The sequence below is a fragment of the Aliivibrio logei genome, from assembly GCF_001691055.1.
Classification (GTDB): Bacteria; Pseudomonadota; Gammaproteobacteria; order Enterobacterales; family Vibrionaceae; genus Aliivibrio; species Aliivibrio salmonicida.
Window position 1 is genome coordinate 499898 of the sequence record NZ_MAJU01000004.1, and the last position, 24316, is coordinate 524213.

27 protein-coding genes and 1 pseudogene are annotated in these 24316 nt (G+C 38.7%); 6 read left to right on the plus strand and 22 right to left on the minus strand.

From position 1 onward, the window contains the following. Window position 1: 1 nt before the first annotated feature. A complete protein-coding gene (cyoA, locus tag A6E04_RS02495) occupies window positions 2–925 on the minus strand; it encodes a ubiquinol oxidase subunit II (protein ID WP_023602869.1) in 924 nt (307 codons plus the stop codon). Window positions 926–1582: 657 nt separating this feature from the next. Between cyoA and A6E04_RS02500 the strand changes: the two genes are divergently transcribed. Genes A6E04_RS02500 through A6E04_RS02515 form a run of 4 tightly spaced genes read left to right on the plus strand, consistent with a single transcriptional unit; the run spans window position 1583 to window position 3859 of the window. Beyond that, window positions 1583–2317 (plus strand): DUF1538 domain-containing protein, encoded by a 735-nt coding sequence (locus A6E04_RS02500; RefSeq protein WP_017021663.1) that lies wholly within the window; start codon window positions 1583–1585, stop codon window positions 2315–2317. Then, the gene (locus A6E04_RS02505; protein WP_065609757.1) at window positions 2314–3099 is read left to right on the plus strand and encodes a DUF1538 domain-containing protein; all 786 of its coding nucleotides are present in this window, start codon (window positions 2314–2316) and stop codon (window positions 3097–3099) included. Before A6E04_RS02500 ends, A6E04_RS02505 begins: the two co-directional genes overlap by 4 nt. Before the next feature lie 14 nt (window positions 3100–3113). Then, on the plus strand, window positions 3114–3464 hold the full coding sequence (locus A6E04_RS02510) for a P-II family nitrogen regulator (protein WP_012551569.1): 351 nt from the start codon (window positions 3114–3116) through the stop codon (window positions 3462–3464). Continuing rightward, on the plus strand, window positions 3461–3859 hold the full coding sequence (locus tag A6E04_RS02515; RefSeq protein WP_012551570.1) for a CBS domain-containing protein: 399 nt from the start codon (window positions 3461–3463) through the stop codon (window positions 3857–3859). Before A6E04_RS02510 ends, A6E04_RS02515 begins: the two co-directional genes overlap by 4 nt. Before the next feature lie 60 nt (window positions 3860–3919). Here A6E04_RS02515 and A6E04_RS02520 read toward each other — a convergent pair whose 3' ends face one another. Continuing rightward, the gene (locus tag A6E04_RS02520) at window positions 3920–5047 is read right to left on the minus strand and encodes a DUF3103 domain-containing protein (protein WP_065609759.1); all 1128 of its coding nucleotides are present in this window, start codon (window positions 5045–5047) and stop codon (window positions 3920–3922) included. A gap of 143 nt (window positions 5048–5190) precedes the next feature. Here A6E04_RS02520 and A6E04_RS21080 point away from each other — a divergent pair. Beyond that, a pseudogene (locus A6E04_RS21080) lies at window positions 5191–5337 on the plus strand (ABC transporter ATP-binding protein); the annotation flags it as partial. Further along, window positions 5337–5804: a transcriptional regulator gene (locus tag A6E04_RS02525; RefSeq protein ID WP_065609761.1), complete on the plus strand. Its 468-nt coding sequence runs from the start codon at window positions 5337–5339 to the stop codon at window positions 5802–5804. The pseudogene A6E04_RS21080 and the gene A6E04_RS02525, both read left to right, overlap by 1 nt. 60 nt (window positions 5805–5864) lie before the next feature. Here the strand turns inward: A6E04_RS02525 and A6E04_RS02530 are convergent, their stop codons facing one another. The 20 genes from A6E04_RS02530 to A6E04_RS02630 all read right to left on the minus strand — a co-directional run bounded on the left by A6E04_RS02530 (window position 5865) and on the right by A6E04_RS02630 (window position 24020). Beyond that, the gene (locus A6E04_RS02530; RefSeq protein WP_017021659.1) at window positions 5865–7496 is read right to left on the minus strand and encodes a methyl-accepting chemotaxis protein; all 1632 of its coding nucleotides are present in this window, start codon (window positions 7494–7496) and stop codon (window positions 5865–5867) included. Window positions 7497–7608: 112 nt separating this feature from the next. After that, complete coding sequence (locus A6E04_RS02535) at window positions 7609–7899, minus strand: hypothetical protein (RefSeq protein ID WP_017021658.1); 291 nt, start codon at window positions 7897–7899, stop codon at window positions 7609–7611. Between the two features lie 24 nt (window positions 7900–7923). Further along, window positions 7924–8283 (minus strand): hypothetical protein, encoded by a 360-nt coding sequence (locus A6E04_RS02540; protein WP_017021657.1) that lies wholly within the window; start codon window positions 8281–8283, stop codon window positions 7924–7926. 782 nt (window positions 8284–9065) lie between these two features. Continuing rightward, window positions 9066–9887 (minus strand): tyrosine-type recombinase/integrase, encoded by an 822-nt coding sequence (locus tag A6E04_RS02550; protein WP_017021655.1) that lies wholly within the window; start codon window positions 9885–9887, stop codon window positions 9066–9068. 337 nt (window positions 9888–10224) lie between these two features. Beyond that, window positions 10225–11109 carry a metal ABC transporter substrate-binding protein gene (locus tag A6E04_RS02555; RefSeq protein ID WP_017021654.1) on the minus strand — a complete coding sequence of 295 codons (885 nt, stop codon included), beginning with the start codon at window positions 11107–11109 and terminating at the stop codon, window positions 10225–10227. A gap of 52 nt (window positions 11110–11161) precedes the next feature. Further along, window positions 11162–12037, minus strand: a complete 876-nt coding sequence (locus A6E04_RS02560) for a metal ABC transporter permease (RefSeq protein ID WP_017021653.1) — start codon at window positions 12035–12037, stop codon at window positions 11162–11164. Next, complete coding sequence (locus A6E04_RS02565; protein WP_065609765.1) at window positions 12037–12801, minus strand: metal ABC transporter ATP-binding protein; 765 nt, start codon at window positions 12799–12801, stop codon at window positions 12037–12039. The genes A6E04_RS02560 and A6E04_RS02565 overlap by 1 nt, the downstream gene beginning before the upstream one ends. Continuing rightward, entirely contained in the window at window positions 12801–13724 is a 924-nt protein-coding gene (locus tag A6E04_RS02570; protein ID WP_065609767.1) for a metal ABC transporter solute-binding protein, Zn/Mn family, read from the minus strand. Before A6E04_RS02570 ends, A6E04_RS02565 begins: the two co-directional genes overlap by 1 nt. Window positions 13725–13746: 22 nt before the next feature. After that, entirely contained in the window at window positions 13747–14310 is a 564-nt protein-coding gene (locus A6E04_RS02575; protein WP_017021650.1) for a DUF6162 family protein, read from the minus strand. Further along, window positions 14307–14624: a hypothetical protein gene (locus tag A6E04_RS02580; RefSeq protein WP_065609769.1), complete on the minus strand. Its 318-nt coding sequence runs from the start codon at window positions 14622–14624 to the stop codon at window positions 14307–14309. The genes A6E04_RS02575 and A6E04_RS02580 overlap by 4 nt, the downstream gene beginning before the upstream one ends. 57 nt (window positions 14625–14681) lie before the next feature. Continuing rightward, window positions 14682–15512 (minus strand): DUF4198 domain-containing protein, encoded by an 831-nt coding sequence (locus tag A6E04_RS02585; protein WP_139078738.1) that lies wholly within the window; start codon window positions 15510–15512, stop codon window positions 14682–14684. A gap of 50 nt (window positions 15513–15562) precedes the next feature. After that, window positions 15563–16045 (minus strand): DUF2271 domain-containing protein, encoded by a 483-nt coding sequence (locus tag A6E04_RS02590; RefSeq protein WP_244886241.1) that lies wholly within the window; start codon window positions 16043–16045, stop codon window positions 15563–15565. 75 nt (window positions 16046–16120) lie between these two features. After that, window positions 16121–16765: a PepSY-associated TM helix domain-containing protein gene (locus A6E04_RS02595; RefSeq protein WP_065609775.1), complete on the minus strand. Its 645-nt coding sequence runs from the start codon at window positions 16763–16765 to the stop codon at window positions 16121–16123. Between the two features lie 159 nt (window positions 16766–16924). Then, complete coding sequence (locus tag A6E04_RS02600) at window positions 16925–18175, minus strand: tetratricopeptide repeat protein (RefSeq protein WP_065609777.1); 1251 nt, start codon at window positions 18173–18175, stop codon at window positions 16925–16927. Then, on the minus strand, window positions 18172–18783 hold the full coding sequence (locus A6E04_RS02605; protein ID WP_065609779.1) for an energy transducer TonB: 612 nt from the start codon (window positions 18781–18783) through the stop codon (window positions 18172–18174). The genes A6E04_RS02600 and A6E04_RS02605 overlap by 4 nt, the downstream gene beginning before the upstream one ends. Further along, a complete protein-coding gene (locus A6E04_RS02610) occupies window positions 18783–19187 on the minus strand; it encodes an ExbD/TolR family protein (protein WP_065609781.1) in 405 nt (134 codons plus the stop codon). The genes A6E04_RS02605 and A6E04_RS02610 overlap by 1 nt, the downstream gene beginning before the upstream one ends. After that, window positions 19184–19693, minus strand: a complete 510-nt coding sequence (locus A6E04_RS02615) for a MotA/TolQ/ExbB proton channel family protein (RefSeq protein ID WP_065609783.1) — start codon at window positions 19691–19693, stop codon at window positions 19184–19186. Before A6E04_RS02615 ends, A6E04_RS02610 begins: the two co-directional genes overlap by 4 nt. After that, window positions 19693–21048 carry a MotA/TolQ/ExbB proton channel family protein gene (locus A6E04_RS02620; protein WP_065609785.1) on the minus strand — a complete coding sequence of 452 codons (1356 nt, stop codon included), beginning with the start codon at window positions 21046–21048 and terminating at the stop codon, window positions 19693–19695. The genes A6E04_RS02615 and A6E04_RS02620 overlap by 1 nt, the downstream gene beginning before the upstream one ends. 1 nt (window position 21049) lies before the next feature. Then, window positions 21050–21817 (minus strand): DUF3450 domain-containing protein, encoded by a 768-nt coding sequence (locus tag A6E04_RS02625; protein ID WP_017021640.1) that lies wholly within the window; start codon window positions 21815–21817, stop codon window positions 21050–21052. 100 nt (window positions 21818–21917) lie between these two features. Then, entirely contained in the window at window positions 21918–24020 is a 2103-nt protein-coding gene (locus A6E04_RS02630; RefSeq protein ID WP_065609787.1) for a TonB-dependent siderophore receptor, read from the minus strand. Window positions 24021–24316: the final 296 nt, after the last annotated feature.

Here is a 24316-nt window from a genome sequence, read left to right on the forward strand (position 1 = left end):
CCTATTCTTTGCTATTTGCCATGTCCATATGATGTTCTTTACCCATGCTTTTCTCGCTTGAATTTAAAGAACCCCTATATTGTTTCACCACATCAGAAAACAAATGGGCTGGAACACTAGAATAATAAGTCACGGGCACGTTTTCACTTGGCTTTGCCAGTTCACGATACGCATCAAAATCGCTCATCACTAACGCACCGTCTTTGTGTTTCAAGCTCTTAGCCCATTCCCCAAATTCCTTACGAGTTTCTGTAACATGCGCAGTAAATTTCATACCGGAGAAACCAGCACCGCTATAACTAGCAGAGATCCCTTTATAATCATTAGCTTCATTAGCAATTAAATGAACTTTCGTCATCATTCCGGGCATCGCATAGATTTGACTGCCCAAACGAGGAATAAAGAATGAATTCATAATATTATCTGATGTGACTTTAAACTGAACCGGAACGTCTTTTGGAAAAGCGACATAATTCAATGTAGCAATGCCTTGTTCTGGATAGATAAATAACCATTTCCAATCCAGTGATATCACTTCTATTGTCATGGGTTTTACATCGCTAACTAATGGCTTAGATTGCTCTAATTCATGCGTAGTGCGCCATGTAATAATGCCTAAAATAACAATGATAATGATCGGTACAGCCCAAACAATCACTTCAACTTTAGTAGAGTGTGCCCATTCTGGTTCGTACTTTGCTTCTGTATTCGATGAGCGGTATTTATAAGAAAAATAAACCGTCATCAAAATCACCGGAATAACGACAATCAACATTAATAACAGTGCAGTGATAATGAGTTCTTTTTCTTGAATACCAACAATCCCTTTAGGATCAAGTAATGCAGAGTTACATCCTGATATAAACAGAATTGAGCCTAGCAATCCTCCTCGTGACAGAATATTTTTATATTTTAAGACTTCCATTCTCAATCTCAATATTAAAAGTTGAAGACATATCTATATGTTACTCGCTTTAATGAAAATCTAATTTTTAGCTATAAATATCAAGTTTAAACGCTATTTTCGACGGTTCATTCCCTCTATCTAAAGTAACCATAACCGTTTATAAATTTGCATTAAAAAAGTTCAACATAAATAATCGTTATTACGAACACGCACACAAAAGTGTAACAGTTCGAAATTAAATGTAACATTATGTTACAACTAAAAACAAGTTTGATTAATGGTATACCTGTCTATATTTGTTGGTGATAACGCTTTTAAAAAGCGTTTTTTTATAGTTAAAGAAGATTAATATTCGTCAAAAACTGTAATATATGCATTTAATACAGACTAATATTAAGGTGAAAACTTGATATAATTAAAAATAAACACGGGCGTTAAATTTATATATTAGTGATATTTTTCAATCATCTCCTGACAACTCTCAAGGAAGCACTTAACTCGATTAAGTAAAGTCTTCATCGATGACTTTATTCAGTTTTGTCGTACCCATCAAAAAGGTGACGCTCTGTTTAATATTTCGCTATAGATATAAACTAAAATTGGGGGTTGCTCACACTCTTACGTTAATTCGTACAGTATAAAGAATATACAGATGCGAATTTAAAGGGAGAGTCAGTGAACGCCATTAAAGCCATGTTAACTGCCATGCTTGGAAGCTTTCGTGATCTTCTCCCAATTATTCTGGTCATCGCTTTCTTCCAACTCGTGGTATTACAAGAGCCCCTACCAAACCTTGGTTCTATTCTCTTTGGTTTGCTACTTGTTGTATTGGGTTTAACCTTTTTTATCTTTGGTCTAGAGATGGGCCTATTCCCTATTGGCGAATCGATGGCACAAGCCTTTGCCAGAAAAGGGAGCGTTGGTTGGCTATTGCTTTTCTCTTTTTGTTTGGGGTTTGGAACCACCATTGCAGAACCCGCCCTCACCGCGGTTGCAGCAGAGGCTGCTGAAGTCGCCGCAGAAGGAGGCATGATCCCGCACACAGAAGATGAAATGGACGATTATGCCAATGGATTACGATTAACCGTTGCTCTCTCTGTTGGCTTTGCCATAGTCATTGGGGTGTTACGGATTTTAAAAGGCTGGCCAATTCATATCATGATCATTGGGGGTTACATCACGGTGGTTGCCCTTACTTGGTTTGCCCCTGAAAACATCATCGGCATTGCTTATGATTCTGGCGGTGTCACAACATCCACAATTACTGTCCCCTTAGTTACCGCGCTTGGTGTCGGATTGGCCTCAACCATTAAAGGCCGCAGCCCGATGTTAGATGGTTTTGGGCTCATTGCTTTTGCTTCATTACTCCCTATGATTTTTGTCATGATATACGGGATGGTATTAGCATGAATAATCTCATTCTGTTCATCGATACTTTCCTATCTACCATCCGTGACGTATTACCGATTGTGGTGATTATTTTTGGCTTTCAATTTGCCGTGTTAAAAAAGCCAATTGCCAATTTACCTAAAGTTATTCTGGGATTCTTCTATGTGATTTTAGGCTTATCCCTATTTTTAATGGGATTAGAACTCGCGCTATTTCCACTCGGTGAATCAATGGCAACGCAATTAACTGCCCCTGACTTTATCTATGAAGGTAAAGACCTATTAATCCAAACGTTTGATTGGGTCGATTACTATTGGGTCTATATTTTTGCTGCCACAATTGGTTTTAGTACTACTATTGCTGAGCCATCACTCATTGCTGTTGCTATAAAAGCCAATGCGGTTTCTGGTGGCAGCATTAGCGTTAATGGATTAAGAATTGCTGTTGCTCTGGGTGTCGCTTTTGGTATATCGCTGGGCAGTTATCGTATTGTTGTGGGTGATCCTATTCATTATTACATCATGGTGGGCTACGTCATTGTGGTTATCCAAACCTTTTATGCGCCTAAGATAATCATTCCATTGGCTTACGACTCTGGTGGTGTAACGACCTCTACAGTAACCGTACCTTTAGTTACCGCGCTTGGGCTTGGGCTGGCCTCTACCGTTCCCGGAAGAAACCCGATGATTGATGGCTTTGGGTTAATCGCCTTTGCCAGTTTGTTCCCCATAATTTCAGTAATGGCTTATGCACAGATCAGTGCCTATAGAAACCGATCAAAAAATACCGAATTAATCGATTAATCAGGAGAAAGCCTATGCGCTTTAAATTGTTACTCGCTTTTGTAGAAGAAAGTAAAACAGAGGCGGTTCTTGACGCCGCCCGCAATGCTGGAGCAACCGGTGCAACCGTTATTAATCATGCTCGTGGTGAAGGGTTGAATAAAAAAACCACCTTCTTTGGGCTTACATTAGAAGTACAAAAGGATGTTTTATTGTTTGTCGTTGAAGAGCACTTAGCACGATCTATCTTAGAAACGATAAATCAAGTCGGAGAATTTGATACCGAATCAGGTCAAGGCATTGCGATTCAAATCGATATTGAAGACGCCGTAGGGGTCGCTCATCAAGTAGAAACACTCACCAAGGCTGTTGGGGAAAAACTATGAATAAAATAAAAGTAGAAAACGTCATGTCTAATACTTATGTCATGGTTGATGGGTTAATGACGGTAGCTGAAGGTATTCAACTGGCAAAACAAAAGCAAGTAAAAGCACTCATTGTAAAAAAACGCGATGAAGAAGATGAATATGGAATTGTTCTGATGAATGACATCGCCAAAAAAGTACTTGCTCAGAACCGCCCTACCGATCGCACCAACATTTATGAAATCATGACAAAACCTGCTTTATCAGTCTCTCCGGATATGAACGTAAAATATTGCGCTCGTCTTTTTGAACGGTTCGGAATTAGTCGTGCTCCGGTGATAAAACACGGTGAAATAGTTGGCATGGTCAGTTATAACAACATTGTATTAAATGGTATGGCAGAGGTGAATCCCTAACCAAAATAGACGTACTTCGGTGACTTAAAGACGATGAAGATCTTTAAGCCACCGAACCCATTACTCTGTTTTTTGAATGATCAGTGGTGCAAAGTCGGCAACCGCATTATTACCGGCACCAGAATGATCGGTGTATTCCGTATCTTTCATTATGGTATAAAATACATCAACAAAATCATCGTCATTAATGAATAAATCATCTGGAAGCAACGCAATAATTGCACTTGTCATTTGAGGAATGATTAAATAAGCCTGCGCTTCTTTATCAGGTATAGTCGCTAAAAAATCACTTGCCGCTTTTAAGATAGTTTGCGCTAATTCTTTGTAATCCGTTTTATCATCTTGTTCCATCAAGATAATATCCGCCGCACCCCAACGATAACGCTGCCAAAAAATCATGATTTGATTTGCAGGGTAAGATTGCTCGGCGTAATCAAGATACGGCATTTCAATCAGATCAATCGTTGGTTCATCACGATCAGGACTGACACCAGAAACAATCGCATACACTTCGGCTTTACCAGAGATCCATGGTTCATGATCATCCTTTAGCTGAATTTTTTTCAATATAGTCGTATTGATTTCCGTTGGCTCTGCTGGTGCACTTTGCATCATAGAGTAACGAGCGATTTTTTGTGCTTTCGGCTGTTCTTGTAATGCTTTTAACTCATCACGCATTAACGCCAAACCAGCTTTCAGTTCTTCGCGGTTATTGGTATCAACCACTAAAACAGGACGCTCTGGAATATCATAAATATCTAGGTAATGGACGTTGCCATCAACATCAAATGCTTCAATGTATTGCCATTCACTTTCTGCCCCTTCAGGTTCAAAAGCGAATAATGGACTTTGCCCCGCCTGCCAACGAGCAAGCATGCTTGGGTCAGCAAGACGCAATTCCAACAATTCGTCAGTATATTGCTGTAACCCGCGAGATTCGATCTCAGTATCATTAGCCGCACTCATTGCTGCCATAAAAGTTCGAGCTTGAGGCTTGGGTTGAATAGGTAAATCAGATAAAGAGGCACTTAATTGGTACTGATTAATCGTACCTTTTAAGCTCTTCTCTAATTGAGGAAAAGCACGACTCAGCTCCTGAGCTAAGTCACGTTTAGACACTTCATCTTGCGCATTCGCTGAAACAGGAGTCATCAAACAAAGTACGAGTAGCGCTGTTAATTTGTTCATACAGCATTCCTTTTTATAATTATTGTATGTATTTACATCCGTTTACATTTGTCCTTAAGCACACTGTAACAAAACCACGTAAAAATTAAAGTCAATACTCTAAAATAGATACTTAATACAAGATCTCACTATTGAAACAGTTAAATTTACCTTTTGGTAATTTAGTCAAAAGTGAACCAAACTATTCGATAGAAGCGAAAGAAATACGAAAACGCAGCAGTATTGTAATAGAAGGGTGTAAGCAGGTTGGCGACAACCATTTCGTTAAACATTGGGATGAGGCAGCATAATGACATTAGATACTTGGTTAATCTCGATTTCTAATTGGTATGAAGCAAAGCAATATGACCAAATAGAAACGCTTGAAACACTCTTATACTCTGCGCCTAATTCGGTGTGGGGGCCAACATTGACTGACGAGCAAAGTAAAGCAATAGCCTGTTGGTTAGATGGGTGTTTAAGAGTATTTGAGCACACCAAGTATAATAATACGAAGAAAGCATACCAAATGTTGCAATACGCCAGCGCTAAGTTAGAGGTGGCCGCCTTTAACTCTGCAACGGATATTGATATTAAAGATTGGTGCTTAAAACGATTACAACACCTCACGGTACTCAGCTTGGAGTTTTGTAATCAACAACAAGACCAATCCACATGGCATGAGAAAGCCCACTCATTAATTGAAATGCACGTTAAATTAATGGTGAGCCTTTCTTGGAATGAAAGTAGCGCACCAAATTTAATATCCCCCCATTAATACCTTATACAAAGACAATAAAAAAGCAGCAGATTAACCCCTGCTGCTTTTCTTTTTTATTTAACTCACCTTAAAGAAAGACAACTCTTCGCTTTGTTTTACAGCCAATAGCGCTAATTCTTTCGCAGCTTGTTGTGTCTGATTCACTGCCGCTACATTCTCATTTACTAAGTCGAATGTTCTCGTGGTATTTTTAGCGATATCTTCCGTCACATTGTATTGCTCTTGTGAAGCCGTAGCCACTAAGGTATTTATATCTGAGATGGCTTGAACAGATTGAGCAATATCATCAAAAGAAGCTTTCACATTATGAGATAATGCCACTGACTCTTGAATAGAATTAACATTTGCTACCATATTGTCATTTGCTTTTTCTGATTGCGCTTGCAGTGTAGAAATAATGCCTTGAATATTTTTAGTCGACTCTTGAGTTTTAGCCGCTAAGTTCCGCACTTCATCGGCTACCACCGCAAAACCACGACCTTGTTCCCCAGCACGAGCTGCTTCAATCGCTGCATTCAAAGCCAGTAAATTAGTTTGCTCAGAAATAGAACTAATCACATTTGTTACTTCTCCAATATCAATCGCGCTATTTTTTAGCTCTTCGATCATATAAGCCGTTTCTTGAACCGATTCATTAATGTTTTGAGTTAATAAAATAGATTGCTCTAGCGCTTTATTTCCTTCAGTTACATTATCAATTGCTTTTCTTGTTTCATCTTCAGCTTGAACCGCATTCGATGATACCTCTTTTGAAGTACTTGATAATTCACTAATCGCCGTCGATATTTCTTCTACTTGAGCTAATTCACTTTGAGTATTTTTAGCGGTATTTTGCATAACAGCAGTCAACTCTTCAGAAGAAGAACTCGTATTATCCGCTGAAATAGTGAGTTCATTAATAAGATTTGATAGCCTTCCAATCGATTTATTGAATTCTTGTTTAATTTTAAAAAATTCATTTCTAGATGGAACAATAGGCAACGGTTTTAAAACACCATCCGCCAATAAAGCAATAGCCGACGACATTTCATTAACGTTCTTATTGATAATATTATTTATAATAAAAAATAAAACGGCAGAACAAAAACAACCTATAAACGTTAAGATTAATGTAATTGAAATTAATCCACTTAATGATTCATCCAACAACTCTGTTCTTTGAGCAAGGAATTTTTTTTCTTCAGCAGAAATTTTATCAAATACGATTCTAATTTCATTAACATATTTTTCTCCATCTGCTTTATCTATAAACTCTAGAGCTTCACTTAAACTTTTAGTATTCCGAATTTCTATCCCTTGATCTATAACGTTTTCTTTCCAATTTGAATAAGTTTTTATAAGTGCATTTAATCTATTCGTTTGATCTGTCGTAGGATTATTAGAAAAAAAGGTGGACAACGTCTCAAGATCTGAATTAATTGAACTTACTCCTATCTCATAAGGCATTAGTGATGATTTTTCATTAGTTAACATATACCCCCTGAAACCGGTTTCTATGTTAATCACTTGCTCTAAAGAATGCTGAACCAGTCCCATAATCGTGTATGTTTTTTCTACTGCGTCGCTGTTCTTTTTAATCTCTTCATTTGAATTATCTACAGAAACATAAATAGACATAAATGAAATGAATGTCACAAAGAAAGCAATAATCATGAGTAGTTTAGTTGGTAAATTTGCTAGCTTATTCATTTTAACCTTATAATATATATTTTATAATTTGATGCGTCATCACGTTCTCTTTACAAATAACTAAGACTGCACATCACTTTTTTATTTAATGAAAACATAAAGAAAATCGAACTTAATCGGTTAATAATCGAATGAAAAAACAGAATAAAATCATTAAAAAAATAGCCATATAATATTGCTTTGATTTTTTTATTAAACCATTACTTTTCGCTTTCCTCTGGGGTATTTTCCTTAACAAAAGATCATGACCATGACTTCTTTTAAGGTTGTGTTTCATCCACCCCATATCTTCATCACAAACTTCAAACGTGCAATAAACATCACAGCCACTGACTAAATTATTAGTACATAAATCTAAAAATGATGTTTCAGAATTAGCGACTAATATGTGTTTATTACTCATTATCTATATTCCTTAATTAACTAACTAAAAATCCATAGAAAAATTAAAATTATAAAGACTAACCTCTATTTCTTTTTTGCAATCGCGATCAAACTCCAGAACCAATACCCTTCTGTTATACAGGCAATACTTTACATTCACACAAATAATGACAGTTTCGATTTCTTCACCACTAAAACATATCGGTTTTAATTCTATATGACGATGTAATTTAATATTTACAAAGTGATCTTTTTTAGAAAAATAAAATGATTCAACCATAAATTCGGAAAGAGAACATTGGTGTTTTTTCTCTCCAGAAATAAACATCATATCTTCAGATTCAAGTCTAATAACCCCAGAATAATTAATGATCATTTTATTCAAATCTTCAATGTAAAACATAAAATCATACCTTAAATAAATAATTTTAATTGTGAATGTGGCTGCTCTCGATATATCTATAGATTATTTTTTAAAAAGCACATTAATGAATTAGCTGTATCTAATTTATCAAAAGTACCGTTATGTTTAATACTTCTATTCCGATTGCTCATCTTTAGCGATTTTTCCATTTTCAAATATGAATACAGAGTAAGATTTTTTTTAGATTGAATAATGCTATTCATATTTACGTGATCCATTTCTATGGGATCAAATGAGTTATCAGTTCGATAACCAGATTGATATACAAAATAACTATCGATTATTGACTCTAGAGATAAGTAGCCAAAAACATTGACCGCCTTATGAAATCGGCCGTAAACCCTTTTTCTCAACATGTCCATAATTAGAATTCACCGTAATATCATGAATAAAAACACAATTCCAAGACGTAACAGTACACCTCAAAATAAACTACTTTAATTTAAGGAAATATGAAGCCGTATATTAATAAAATCCTACTTAACAAATGTAAGAGATTGTTAGATAAAGATAAGAAAGTAAGATAGGCAGTGGTTTGCAAAGATAGGAGGAAATAGTTTAGTATAAAAAATAACGTTAATACACCGAAACAACTTAGTCGTAACCAATTGATATTTAATAAATAATTTATGAAACGAACCGTTTCTTACATCTGTTAAATAAAGCCGTGTTTAAAACACATATGCATACATTTTTAATATGAAATACATTTAACTCATTATAAATGGTTAATATTAAGGTCATTATTTGTGGTCTAGTTATCATATGCGAGTTTTTCTCGATAAATAGACAATTAATTTTTTTTGAGCCAACTCAGTCTCATCTTTGGATAAACCTATATAGCGTAAACTCATGCTTTCAGATTGATGTCCAATAACGGTCATCAACAATCCAATATCTTTACCCGTAGCAAAATACAAATGTCGAGCGAAGCTCTTCCTTAATGTATGACACCCTACCTTTACATCAACACCAATCTCTTTCAATATCGCAGTCAATTTAGAAAAAACATACCAACAAGCTTGTCGAGTCAACAGTCCCTCCCCTCCTTTTGCACGATTACTTGAGAGCGTCTGACGATTAAAGATATAGTCATTAGCTAGCTCTTTATACTCTTGTTTTCGTTGTTTAAGAGTTATTAGAATAGATTCACTTAAATAGAAAGTTCGTGTCACAGGTGAAGCAGAGTCTATTGCGTGCTTTACTCTTTCATTCACTGTCGATTCCCAAGATTTAGGGATGAAAGAAACAATCAGCTGAGGCGGGGTAATATAGATAATACTCATTTTTTTGGACAACCCCCTAGCTTGATAATGAAAAAGCAATTCTTCCTTTACTTTTTTTAACACCCTCATCTTTGCTTTTGCTCTACGAGCCAATGTGCCTTTACTTTCAATGATCTCACACTGTCCATTTGATAAATTAATATTGCGATACTGTAATTTAAGAATATCACTAATCCTTAATCCACTTTCTATACCAATATTCCAAACAAGGGTAAAAGCAAGATCATGATTTTTTTTAAGATATCTTTCTGCATGTTTAAGATGTTTACGTGTTTTAATCGGTTCTACATAAGACATAGTTTTTCCTTTTTATAAACAATGACAGCGATTCAAAATAATAAAATAAAACAATTCCTCGATCCTCACAAAAAACGACACAACCCTATTTGTTAAAAACCATAAGAACATGGATAGTTTAGTGCTTTTCTGACTCTCATGTTAATCAAAAAATACGACTTACTTAAATTATGTATACGATGATAATCTAATCCGCCTATCTTTAGGAAAAACATCGTCATAATCCCTTGGTATTTAAACGACACTAAATAAAACCATAAAAAAAGCAGCAGGTGCTAGATCGTAACAATAAGCCCCTACTGCTTTTTTTAATTAAACTCGCTCAGTCTAAATAAGGCTATAAGACTAATTGCCATCTCTGTAATGGCGCTTTGCTGTTTATTCCTACTCTACCCCAACGATCAACCGCATCGACAACCAATACGCGATCCATTGGCAGTAATGCTTGCATCTGTTTGTTTGGTTTTTGAGTTGTAATAATCCAAACTGAATCGTCTTCTTCAATTAAGTCTTTCAACTGTGCTTTATCGTCTTCAGCCCACTCAAGAGCAGGTTTTGTTAAACGGTCAACCACAAACAATTGATTGCCAGAGGCAAAGTCTTCTAACTGCTCAGACAACAAAATAACCGAGTCGATATCATTCTCTAAAATCACTTTTTGCTGCTGGTTGATTAATTGACGTACCGACAACATAAACTGCTCTTGATTTTTTTGGATCTGCTCTGATTTATCAGGCCAAATACGTTGAAAATCATCACTCACAATCGCGACCATTCTGATTAAATTTGTTGGGTTTAACCATGCGTATTTTGAGGTCGTTCCATCAGATAAACGTAACGCTGCCACACCTTGTGCACGAGGAGTTATCGCTTGAGAGGCATCGACTTCAATAATCTGAATATTACTGTATCTTGCGTTCACATACAGAGGATCATCAGCCCATACAGCCCCAATCGTCACCACCGCTTGGGCTGTTTTTGCTGAATCTTGAACGGTTTTCGCCCCTTTATTAGCAAACCAATTGGGTAAACGCTCAATCCCATAACGATTTGGTGGTAAATATTTTGTCGTTAATGACGTCTCTTTTAATAGCTCGCTTGATAGCATATACGTCACAGGCGTTGCCGTTAATACATCTGCTGCCATTACTGCTTTCATGCTAAATAGAGATGCTGTACATACACTAACAACCGCTATCCATTTCATTAAATTCTGTTTCATTTCTTATCCTATCTATACCCATATTCTTCGATTATTGTTGAGGTCTACTCTGTTAATTCTTACGAATAATTCGGTAGGTGGTCGCAAGTAAAAAGAAGAAGGCTGAAACAATAATAATTGCTGCCCCAGAAGGCACTGGCAGCTCTAATTCCATTGGTAATACGGTGCCAATCAAGCACGATATTGTCGCTAATAACGCAGACATCAAGACAAAACTGCCCATGTTCTTAGTTAACAATCGAGCCGTCGCACCAGGTATGAGCAATAGTGCACCAACTAAAACCGCACCGACAATTTTTACCGATGCAATTGTTACAAGGGTAATCATCATGACAAATAAGTAGTCATAAAAATTGGTTTTGTAACCACGAACTCTGGCAATATCAGGGCTAATACAAGTTAATAAAATACGATTAAACGTCGGAATTAATACCACCACAATCAATAAGCAACTGCCTGCTAGAATCGCAATGTCTTGGTCCGTAACCGTTAAGATAGAACCAAACAATACGTTCTCTAGCATGTGAATATTAATTTTACGTGCTACGTACATCAGTAATGCAGCGCCCACAGCCAATGCCAAGGCAAGGAACACCCCAACTAACGTATCGTAAGGCACATTGGTGCGGTTTCTTACAAAATGCAGCAACAAAGCAAAGATCATACAGAAACTAAATAAGCCGATGATTGGGTTCTCTGCGGGCTCTCCCAATAACACGCCTAACGCGATACCCGTTAAGGCGGCGTGACCAACGGCTTCAGAGAAAAAGGCCAAACGCTTTGCAATCACCAACGTTCCCAACCCACCTAACAATGGCCCTAAAAGGATAGCAGCAACAATAGCATTAACCATAAAGGCATACGAAAAACTGTCACTTAAAAAGCCTTGCTCGACGCCATATAACGCCCACTGACGAAACAGTTCCATTATGCAGCCTCTCCATTGTTAGTTTTTGATGCATCGTACTGAGCACTTGCCCCCGTATAATGATTGAATAATCGCTCAATTTTCTCAGGTTTTAATACTTCTGAATAACAACCAGAATCAACCAAATTACGATTAATAACATGCACATGTGCTTTAAGGCGACGAACAGCGGTGACATCATGATGAACGGCTAATACGGTTTTACCTTGCGCGATAAATTCATGCATTAAGGATTCAAGATAGCGAACCCCGTGTTCATCCATTCCTGTGGTTGGTTCATCAAGAACGAGTAGATCAGGATTATCCAGTAACGCTTGTGCGAATAACACGCGTTGTTGCTCGCCACCAGAAAGTTGACCCATGCGGCGATCGGCACGGTTAGACATTCCAACGCGCTCTAACTGCGCCATTGCAAATGCTTCTTGGCTGCTTTTCTTGCGCCATAACGCACTTAAAAATAAAGGCACTCGCGTTTGATTCAATAAAATGAAATCTTTCACCGTTAGTGGCAAGCTAGATTCAAAGACTGCTTTTTGTGGCACATAACCAATCACGCCTTTCTGCTCTGGCCATTCAATATTGATTTCACCTTGAAACGCGGTTAATCCTAAAATTGAACGCAATAACGAGGTTTTACCACCGCCATTAGGCCCCATCACCACATGGCATTGACCGGCGTCAAAGCGTTGGTTAACGCCATCTAGAATGGTATTTTCACCATAAGTGAGCCCAACATTGGTTAACGAAATTGCTGGTCCTGACATTATTTAGCGTCCTTATCAGCGGCAAATTTCATGGCTTCGATTAAGGTGTCTAAATTTGATTTCATTTCGATTTCAACTTTGTCATCTTCATAAGGCCCGTGCGTCATGTGTGAAAAACGATACAGCTGAACACCAGTCGCCTCTTCGATTGTGTCGACAAAACGGTTTGGCATGTTCAATTCATAAAATAAAACATCAATGTCAGATTCACGGATCTTTTCAATCGTGCCTTGCAGTTGGCTCGCACTTGGCTCTACGCCGTGAGCGGGTTCAATGACTGCTGCCACATCCACACCAAACTCTTGAAGAATGTAACCATACGCATTGTGCGTAGTTGCGACCTTCATCCCCGCCGTATCTAATTCACCCAGAGAGAGCATTGCATCACGCTTCATTAATCGGAATTTTTTCGCGTATTTACGTGCATTTTTACGGTAGAACAAGGCATTTTCAGGATCAATTCGAGATAGTTCATTGGCAATGGTGTAAACCTTTTGAATTGTTGTAGATAGACCAACAAATGTGTGTGGGTTCACCGCCCCTTTACCGACCGATTGCCCCATTGCTGGCAACAACGGAACATCTTTATTCGCTTCTAATACCATTAATTCGCTGTTGTTTGCTGCCGAAATTACTTTTAACGCAAAGTCATCATGGCCAATGCCATTAACAACAATCACATCCATTTTATTTAAACGTTTTAAATCGTTTGGTTGAGGTAAATAATTGTGCGGATTAAACCCAGCATCAACCAAAGGAAGAATTTCTGCTTTGTCACCCACGACCGCTTTCACATAACTGTAATAAGGCTGTAAGGTAATACCAATCACCAAAGGTTTTGTTGTCGACATCGCCGACGCAGAAAACAAAGAGAGTAAGCTAAGCAGAACAAAAGAACGTACGTATAAAATAGATTTCATCATTATTATTTATCTTTTATTGGTATCAATTTAAATGGGAGTCATGAGCAGGGAAGATAACTTGTACCCACTGCTGTTGAATGAGTTCGCTTTTATTCCAAGAGATTGAATCAGGGGAGATAGACGTAGACATCAATTCAGGATGCAGCCAAAGCTCAATATCATCGCCTTTCGCGTTAAAAATGAATGACGCAGACCCTTCTTTTTTAGAGGTTAAGCCTAAATAAATGCCATTGCCTAAATGCTGCCATTGGTGCTTTCCGCGACGCTCCCAGCTTTGGTCTTGTACAAAAGGAGGCAACCACTCATCGGCTAAATAAGCGATATCTGGCCATGTATTTTCTTCTGTTGATTCAGCCTGAATATCGTAAATTTCTTCATAGGCTAAACGTAGCTCAGCAATCATAGCTAAATCGTCTTGCGCTAAATCGGTGATAAGAACTTGGTGTGATTCAAGCTTTACGCCTTCATCGTTCGATTGATGATATGGCAACGCGACCACCGCAATAAGCAAAATGCACCCAATAATGAGTGCGATCCATTTGCCTTCTGCGCTTCCATTATCTGGAGTAACAGATTGAATGATCATTTCTCTGAGATCTCGACAACATCGACTTCAACAGGACTTTCATGTCCAGAATCAAACACCAAATAAAAATCCGTTTCAGGATGAGTAAATTCCGCAATTGAGCGTTTATCTGTAGTGACTTTTGCAATCAAATTATCATCGTAATCGTACATATTCACATCATAATCAACGGCTTTGCTGCCATCACTGTAGCCTGTTTCACACAGCACTTGATTCGATTCAAACCAACAGCTCATTAATGGAAAATGAGCAAAACTCGCAGAAGAAAAAAGAAGAGAAGAAACAAAAAGGGTTTTCAGGTTTACTTTAGTCATGGATAAATCTCGATAAAAAAGCACCACAAACCTTTATGGAAAGTGGTGCTAACTGCATTATTGAAGTAGAGCTTCAAACGTTAAGTGAACATTTACACTTGCTTGTTCTGCAAGTGGGTGGTCTTTCAATTCACCTTTATAATTTGATTTCATTAGGTAACGACCCGCAGTTTCAGGAGTAAAAGTAATTTTTCCCTCTTTATCACTCACTACGTCTATTTGCTCTTGATGATTGCGGTATAACGTTCCTTCACGAGTAATATCAGCCGTTACACCTGCTTGAGGTTTACCATTAAAGAAGAATTGGAAAGTCACTGGCTCGCCTTCAATAATGTCAGACGGGTGAGTTAATGGTTTAAGCTCTAACAAGGTATTATCAAGCTTCATCGCTTCTGTTGTTGGCTTGCCCACCGTTACATAGCTTTCAGCACGAGTGAAACTCACTTGACTTACCACATCACGCGATTTTTTAGGCAGCACTAAATCACGGTCGGCTTTGGTCGCTTTAATCCATTTAACCGTATCACGACGACCCGCTTTATATTGGGTGTAGTAAGTTGGTTCATTATTGATACGAACTTTATGTGTGCCTTCTTCTTCAAAATAGAAATCAAACATTGAGCGACGTTTGCCTTTAACGACAAAGTTTGGACGCTCGGTACGACCATCAGGCATAACCACTTGTGCTTGATCACTGCCCGCTGGTTTATCAAATACAAACGTACCGTGTGAAGCGGTAACATCGAACGTAAGCCAATCACCACCTTCTTTAGAAACCGTAAAATGAGAAGGCAATACCCAACGAGGGTGAGCGTTCGCAGTCGTAGCAACCAGTAAACCAGCTGCCATTACGCCAGTTAATACTGCGGCTTTGAACTTACTGTTCATTAATGTTGTTTTCATAATATGTTTAATTCCCTGATAAATAGACATCTAAATTATTTTTTATAATGGATGGTGATTTCGCCAGTCTCTTCTGTTGGCTTTAACTGATAAGTCATATCACTATTACCGAGTGTCATTTTTTGACGTAGGTAATTACGGCCACCATGTTCACGTACGACTTCAATGTGTAACGTGTAATCACCTTGCTGTAAGGCTTGACCAGAATCATCTTTACCATCCCAACTAAACTTATATTTCCCTGCTGGACGAGTTGCTGATGTAACTGCATCGATTAACTCGCGATCATAACGACCAACTTTTCTCCACCAGCTTCTTAAATCTTTTAGCCACTCATCTTTACCCACCCACAGCTCGATCGTTTTAACTGATTTACGTTCGCTGTTTTCAATCCACACCGCTACATAAGGGCGTGCATACATGGTTGTTGTAATCGTCGGAAGTTCAAAAGCAACGTCAACTTTTGCACTCTCAGAAATAGCCGCTGAATTAACAAAAAGAGGCGTTGTTAATACCATTGCAGCAATTGAATGACGTAAATAGGTAGAGAGTGAAGCCATTGTGATGTCCTTATGGATACAAGATTAAAAGGGTTAAGGTACGGCAATAAAATACAATGCAAGCGTGATTGATGAACCTAATGCCATCCACTTCATTGATGTCATCAATGTTCTTTTTTTCGGTAAAATTAAGCACACACCCGTAAGTACAAAAAAGACCATTAATAGTGCGGTAATATCAATAAATGCCTTCCAGACCTCACCGCTGTTTCGTCCTTTATGTAAATCGTTCAATAACGCGATAACGCCATAATTTGAGCTTTCAATGTCTGCTACAGATGTTGTTAAATCAATATAAACAGAGGCGTTATAACCTGGGCCTTTATAATTTAAAGACAATTCACCCTCAACTAATTCACCGTCTTCAATCTCGGTAAAAACATCGACATTAGAAGGCGTTCCAGAGAGGTCGGAATGCTGATTTAAGTAATCAAGCAAAACGGCAGTATTAGGCTTATTCCACAGAACTTGCTGTTTTTCATCTAGAGCAAAAAGCACATCATGAGGAATAGAAAGAGTGGTATTTTTGATGTCTGGTGAACTGCTAACAAACCAATCAGGGCGATTTAGCGTGATCCCTGTGATCGAGAAAAATAAGACAACGAGTAAAAGCGCCATTGATACGTAAACATGTAAGCGACGCGCCCACAATTGTACTTGTTTGTTTTTAAGCAGCATGAATAAAACAGGATCGAGTAAGAATAATAGACGCTAATGTAATTGATAATGATTTGCGTTGACATTCAATTTACATTATTTACGTTTGTGGATTATTGACTGTCTATTTTATGGACGATGGAAAAGCCCCCATCATTCGATAAGGGCATTAAATACAAGTTACACCGAGTTATTGGCTGTCTTTCGTAACTGAGACAAATACTTTATCCACCCTTTCGCTTCATTTGAAGGGGTAAAATCATTGGCTCTTTTTGCATGAAGTAACGCTGAATCTATTTGGTTCAATTTGTAATAGGCTCTGACTTTCGCTAACGCGATATCTTCTGTTTTTTTGTAATCTTTTACTTTATCTAAGGTTTTCAAGCCCTGTTGGTGGCGACCTTCTTGAATTTGTAATTGGGCAACTTGCCAGTAGTAACGAGTATCCACTGTTGCGGCTTTTGACCACATGACTATCGCTTTATCCCACTCTTTTGCTGCTTGCCAATAACTTGCTTGCATTGTCAGTAGATCAATATCACTTTGTGCTTCATCTAGCTGACTAAGTACGTAAGCCGCCTTTTCTGGAATACCGCGTTGCGCATAAAGTTGAGCCAATAACTTCAGCTCTGATTGACTCAATTCTATCCCTTGTCGTTGAGCAAGAACCAAGGTATTTAACGCCTCTTTAGGTTGATTTAAGCGAAGTTGAATACTTGATAACTGCTGCCACCACGTCGCTTTATTTGGTTCTAATTCCAATAAGCTGTTTAATGTTGGGATGGCCGATTTCCATTGTTTTAATTGTAATTGTGCGCCTAACTTAAGCACTAACGATTGGCTTTTTTCGCTTTCTTTCTTATATTTAGCAACACGTTCATGCTTATTTAATGTAGAAAGGACCTTTTCCCATTGAGCCAGCTGGTAATGCGTTTGAGAAATACGGAACCATAAATCCCCTATATTCTGCTTTTCAGGGAGTGTTATTGTTAATTGGTAATAATGAGGTAAGGCATCAGAAAAGCGTTGCTCAGTAAGTAGAAGATCCGCCAACATACGCTGAGTTACCCATGCCTGCTCATCGGCTAACTGCTTACTATTCACCGCTTTTGAAAGATAACTAACTGCTGAATTACTATTGCCTGATTGCCAATGGAACACACCCAACATACGTTGAATATAGGCTTTATCGTAATCGTTAGAAGGCGTGAGTACTGCCAATACATTAATCGCCTCTGTCATCTTCTCTTGTTGTTGTAATTGCAATGCTCGCTGTACTTTCGCTGCGTTATATTGACTCAATTGTTGTGCTTGAGAAACGCAACTAAATAGAAATGCTAAGCAAAGTAAGAACACAGAACTCAGCGTTAAAATAAAGCCACGTAAAGATCTCAACGAATCTGAAGTATGAGATAAAGATAATTTCATCATTTTGCTAACGTAAACTCCAATTTCACAGTTTGTCCAACTTGAGCAATGGCTTTCCCATCAACCACTTTTGGTTGATATTTCCATTTTTTCAACGCTTTAACTGCTTCTCTTTCAAACATTCGACGTGGTTTGGCGTCCGTGATTTTTACATCCGTCGGACGGCCTTGTTCATCAATAGTAAATGACATAACAACAAACCCCTCGGCCCCTCTTTTCATCGCCTTTGAAGGATAACGAGGCTCAACACGGTACAAGGGCATCGCTTGTTGGTTACCTGTAAAATCGGCGAAACTCGGCACATTTATCGCTAAGCCTGAAATACTTGAATCAAGACCGATTGGCGGCATATTACTTTGCGGCGTTGCCATCGACGTTTGTGTTTGAGACGCCATTGGTTTTGCTTCTGGTGGCGTCTCTGGTTTTTCAGGCACACGACGTTGACGGCGTTGAACATCTTGTTCTTGCTCTACCATCACCATATCAAAGCGAATCGTCTCACCACTTTCTGGTTTACCGTTATGACCGTTGTCTACCATCCACGCCATAAACGTAAACAGCCCAACCGTCATAGAAAGTGCTATCGGAATCGCCAATAATAATCGCCACATTAGCTTTTCTCCGCAGCCAATGCGATGCCTTTAACACCAGCCCCTTTTGCCGCATCCATCACTTTCACAACCGTGCCATTGTAAGCATGTTCATCAGCTTGAATAACGAGCGACGCGTCTGGTTGTTCTAATAATAAATGCTCTAATGTGGCTTGAACTCGCTCTGCATCCACCATGCGTTTATCAATGAAAATATCGTTTGAAGCCGTAATAGCAACAAAGATACCCGCGTCTTTTTGACTCGATACATTGCTTGCTTGAGGGCGATTCACTTCTACCCCTGATTCACGCACAAATGAGCTAGTCACAATAAAAAATATCAGCATGATAAATACGATATCGAGCATTGATGTTAAATCGATCTGTGCTTCTTCTTGATTTGAAGAACGACGGCCAAGTCTCATGACTGACTCCTTAATGCTTTTTCTAAATTATGTTCTTTATGACGACACACTTTGGCTAAACGAGCATGAACAAACATACCTGCTAATGCTGCTACCATTCCTGCCATCGTAGGCAATGTTGCCAATGAAATACCAGACGCCATCAATTTAGGCTGGCTGCTGCCTTGATTTGCCATTACATCAAACACAGAGATCATGCCTGTTACTGTGCCTAGCAAACCGAGCATTGGGCAAATTGCCACAAGAACTTTGATAAAATTCAGATATTGATTTAATTGAAGGTGAGCTTCGCTTACCCAACCATCACGGATCGTTTTCGCATACCACGAATCGTGATCGTCTCGCTGTTGCCATTTCTCTAACCATACTTTTCGTTGTGCAGGAAAAGTGAATAATAAGAAAAACACACGCTCAACCACCAATAACCAACACACGGCAACAACTGCGCCCAACCACCATAAAATGGGACCGCCTTGTGCCATAAAATGAGAGAGAAAAGCCGTCATTACGCTGCCATTCCTACTGGTTTATTTATTGTTTCTTTTTCTGCTTGTTCAGCCACCAAACTCAAACCTTGTTTTTCAAGAATGGTACGAATACTTTCCGCTTGAGAGCTCAAAATATTGTGAGTTAATAACAGAGGCATCGCTGCAACTAAGCCCAATACGGTTGTTACCAATGCCATAGAAATACCACCCGCCATCACTTTAGGATCGCCATTACCAAATTGCGTGATCACTTGGAACGTTTCGATCATGCCGGTAACTGTACCTAACAGACCTAACATCGGTGCTAATGCAGCAAGAAGTTTAAGCATTGATAAGCCTTTTTCTAAGCCTTGCTGCTCATCAACAATCGTTTCTAATAAGCGAAGTTCTAATGCCTCTACCGAACGAGTTTTCTCTGCATCATAAACAGATAAAACACGGCCTAGAGGGTTATTACCTATGTGTGCAGGATCTTTTAATTGAGTGCGGATCTGCTGGCGAATAACCAACAATCTTGCACCATTAAATAACGAAATAAGCAAGCCAATTGCCAATAGAGCGATAATGATTTGTCCAACCACACCACCCGCTTGAAGGCGATCTTTTAGCGTTGGCGAATTTGCAAGTTGCTCTAGCATGATGCCACGCGATGGATCCGCTGCCATCATCATCACTTGTTGCTGTTGCATACCAGATAATGTAGCGACTGATGGCGCAAGGTCAGGCTGTTGTGAATAATACGTTGCTACGCTCTTTTTATTATCCCAACGTAAGAAACCTTCATCACCAACAAGCGCCATATTGCCTAAACGGTAAGCATTGATTTCAGAGCGGTGCCCTGCCCCATTGATTACCGTCACCGGCATTAACGCCAATTCTGAACTCGCCTGCACTTGTTGAGTCATTGTTTGCCATAACCCTGTTAACAGAGTCATTGATGGCAATGATTTAGCCTCTACAATGTCATTAATCACTTGTGTATTATTAGCATCAATTGAACCTGTCACTGAGTTTTTCAATTCAGTATTAAGGTCTTTTGCCGTTTGTCTTACCACGCCAAACAACTCACCTAAACTGCCTGTTTCTAAATGCAATTGTTGCTCTAGCATGGCAAGTGATTGCTCATTACTACTGAATACAGAACTCAGTTCATCGCTCTCTTTTTGCAGTTTTTTACGCTCAGCAATCAAGGCGTTCTTTTGTGCTTTAAATTCTTTCTCTGTCAGCATAAAGCCAGCTTCACGTTCGGCATTGTGTTGTTTTTGAACATGGCTTGCTTGCTTTGTTTCTTGAACTAATTCGCTACTTGCCGCTAACGTGTTTAGGGAAAAACCGAATAAAGACATCGCTAAAATAAGTGGTTTGATTGACATGTTATTTCACCTCTTTCAGTGATAAAGACACGGGTAAAGCCAATAAACTCGGTGCGACTTGTTTGTAAGCCACTGAGTAAGCTTTCGCTAAATCGTCATTGAATGAAGAATCTAATAATGCCCATTCGTTACGGTAAGTATTCCAACTCCAGTACTGCGAAGAATCTAAACGGCGAGCCAATAAAGACACTCGACCTAAATGCAGCATATCCGCATCTATCACTTCGTCATTTCCAACCATAATTTGAGTTTGGTATGACCCTAACTTTGTGCCGTAATCCATCTCAACTTGATACGCTTCCAGAATACGGCGGTACTTCTCAGCATCGCTAACATCAGCTCTTGTCATCATGTGATCAAGTTTTTCGATGCGTTGCTGACGTTCTGCAATCTTGATTGGTTTATCTTGTTCAACTAATACCGTAAGGCCAGATAGCATCTTATACATCAAGGGTACTACGCCTTGACGAGTGTCTTTAATGGTTTCAATTTGAGTGTTTAAGTTGGTCATTTCTTTTTGTTGACTATCGACTAAACCAGTCAAATGATCACGATAAACGGCAAGATTTTTGACTTCTTCTTGTAGCTGCTCAATTTCAGCTTTATACGTTAATGTCGCTTCAGCACTCTTATCTATTTTTGTTTGGCTCACAGCAGAGGCTGCATTCGATTTATTTTCGATAGATAGTGCTTGATCAAGCGTAGAGGCTTGAGCGGTTGTGATCATGGTAGCTAGGGCGATACCAATACTGGTTTTTAAAATATTCATATTGTCGATTTCTTAATTATCATGTTTAAAGGATAAAATTCACATTCAAATAAACGCATTAAAGGGAGACCGAAGTCTCCCTTATATTTGCTACGCTAACTTAGTATTTAACTTGTAGTGTCGCCATGTAGTTTCGGCCTTCACCAATAACAACATTTGACGCACCATCTGTTTCATAACCATTTTTACCTGTTGAACCACCACCTGCTAGATAATCTGTATCCAACACGTTTTCAACATTAAAGCGAGCCACAAACGTTAGATCTTGATCATATTTAACGGTATGAGATAAACCTAAATCAAAACGTGTGTACCCGTCTTTCTTAAAAGTATTCGCAGCATCACCGTAACGTTCACCTACATAAATCGCACCTAGGTTTGCGTCCGTATTATTTGTGAATGCATAGCGAGTCCATACTGTTGCTGAGTACTCAGGAACATCCGCAGGACGATTTCCTTGGTATTTTTCATCTTTTGCATATTCAGCATCCAAATAAGTTGCAGAACCACTCATCGATAACTTCTCAGTGATAAAGCCTTGCAGCGCTAATTCGGCACCACGGTGAACACGTTCACCTGATTGCGTTTTCTCTTTCTGACCATTACCTAAATCAACATCAATCGTTGAATTCTCTTGAGTAATATCAAATACGGCACCAGATACGAACAATTGGTTATCCATTAGCTCCCACTTTGTACCTAATTCGTATAGCTTACCGCGTAAAGGATCTAATTTTTGGCCATCATTTACATATTCACTGCCCGAAACTTCACCTTGCATTTCAAAGCTTTCAGAATAGGTTGCGTAAATTGAACCCGTATCTGTTGGGTGATAAATTACCGCAAATTTTGGAGAAGTCGCCTCTTCAGCTAGGCCCTCTTCAACTTGACGATCAAAACGAACACCAACAAGTGCTTGCCACTGATCATTAAATGTAATCATATCTTGGGCATAGAAACCCCAGTTATTATATTCTGAACTTGTATCGCGAGGATCTTTATTTGGGTTACGTACCGGTGCCTCAGCTGGTTCACCAACCGTTGCAGTAGTACTATTAAATGAGTACTCTAAACGATCGTAGCTATAACCTAACCAGTTACTGCCCAATAACATTTGGTGACTTACACCCAACGCATCGAATTCTCCGATAAGATCAATGCTTGCTGTTTGGAATACCCACTTATCAGTACGATCACTACCACCTTGGGTATAGCTACCCGTTGTAGGGTCATAGGTTTCTTCTTTCGGAAAACTCTCTACATCATGACGATTAAAGTCTTGGTAGTTATAACTCGCATTAATACGCCATGTTTCTGTCAGATTTGCAGCGACATCAATACCGATATTTTCAACGTCATTTTCAATTTTTGACCATTGAGCATCCCAGATATGTTCATCGCCAATCACCGTTTTACCATCTTTGATGTATGCGCCTGAATCCACGCTACCATCATCAATAGTACGGTCATAATGTAGCGAAACAGTCACATCCTCCGTTACATCGTAATCCAGAAATAATCCGCCAACAAAACGTTCCGTTGAAGGAACCGTTCCATCACTGTATTCACGCCATGAGTTGTAAGTTTGTTTTGAAACAATCGCACGACCACGTAATGTTTGGGCATCATTTAATGAACCACTTACATCAGCAGTTGTTCGTGAATTATTATTAGAACCCAGATCTTGGCTGATATTTACTTGAGTTTCATACGTTGGCTTCTTAGCCACCATATTAACGAGACCACCAGGAGCTGATTGACCATACAATAAACCTGATGGGCCTTTCAAAACTTCCACACGTTCTAATAATTCAATAGGTTGACGATAATGAGACCAATGTTGTTTTCCATCACGTAAGAAACCAGAACTACTACTTAGTCCGAAACCACGTAGAGTAAATTGTTCACGGTTACGCGTTGTTGCACCTGCACCAATACTCGCATCATTCTTCAGCACTTCACCTAGTGTACTCGCACGTTGCTCATCAATGATTTGCTCATCAATAACCGTTACTTGCCCAGGAGTTTCTAGTTGAGTTGCCTCCATACGCATTGATGTTGAGTTTGTGTCTGCTTTATAACCGTAATCACGACCAGTAACGACCATGTGCTCATCAGTAGTTGATGCGTCTGTTTCAGCGTAAGCAAGAGGGGTAGACAAAACTGCGCCAATAACAAGAGCCAACTGACTTTTAGAAAACATATTCCATTATCTCCAAATCTTTCATTAATAAAACGGGTGATTAAATTCTGAGATGGAATATAAATGATAATCGTTTCTATTTGTATTAAATTTACATTCTTTGCATTCGTAAAGTTTTGTAAATGAAAAGAAATAGGGTGCAACAAAAAAACGTAACCCAACAACAAATAAAGAAGAAACTAACATTAAAAAAACGCCATAAAATGAAGTCTTATTAATAGAAAGATCAATTTAGAAAACAAAGTTAAACTTATTGACATAAATAGCACTTAATTCATAGAAAAATAATACAAAAG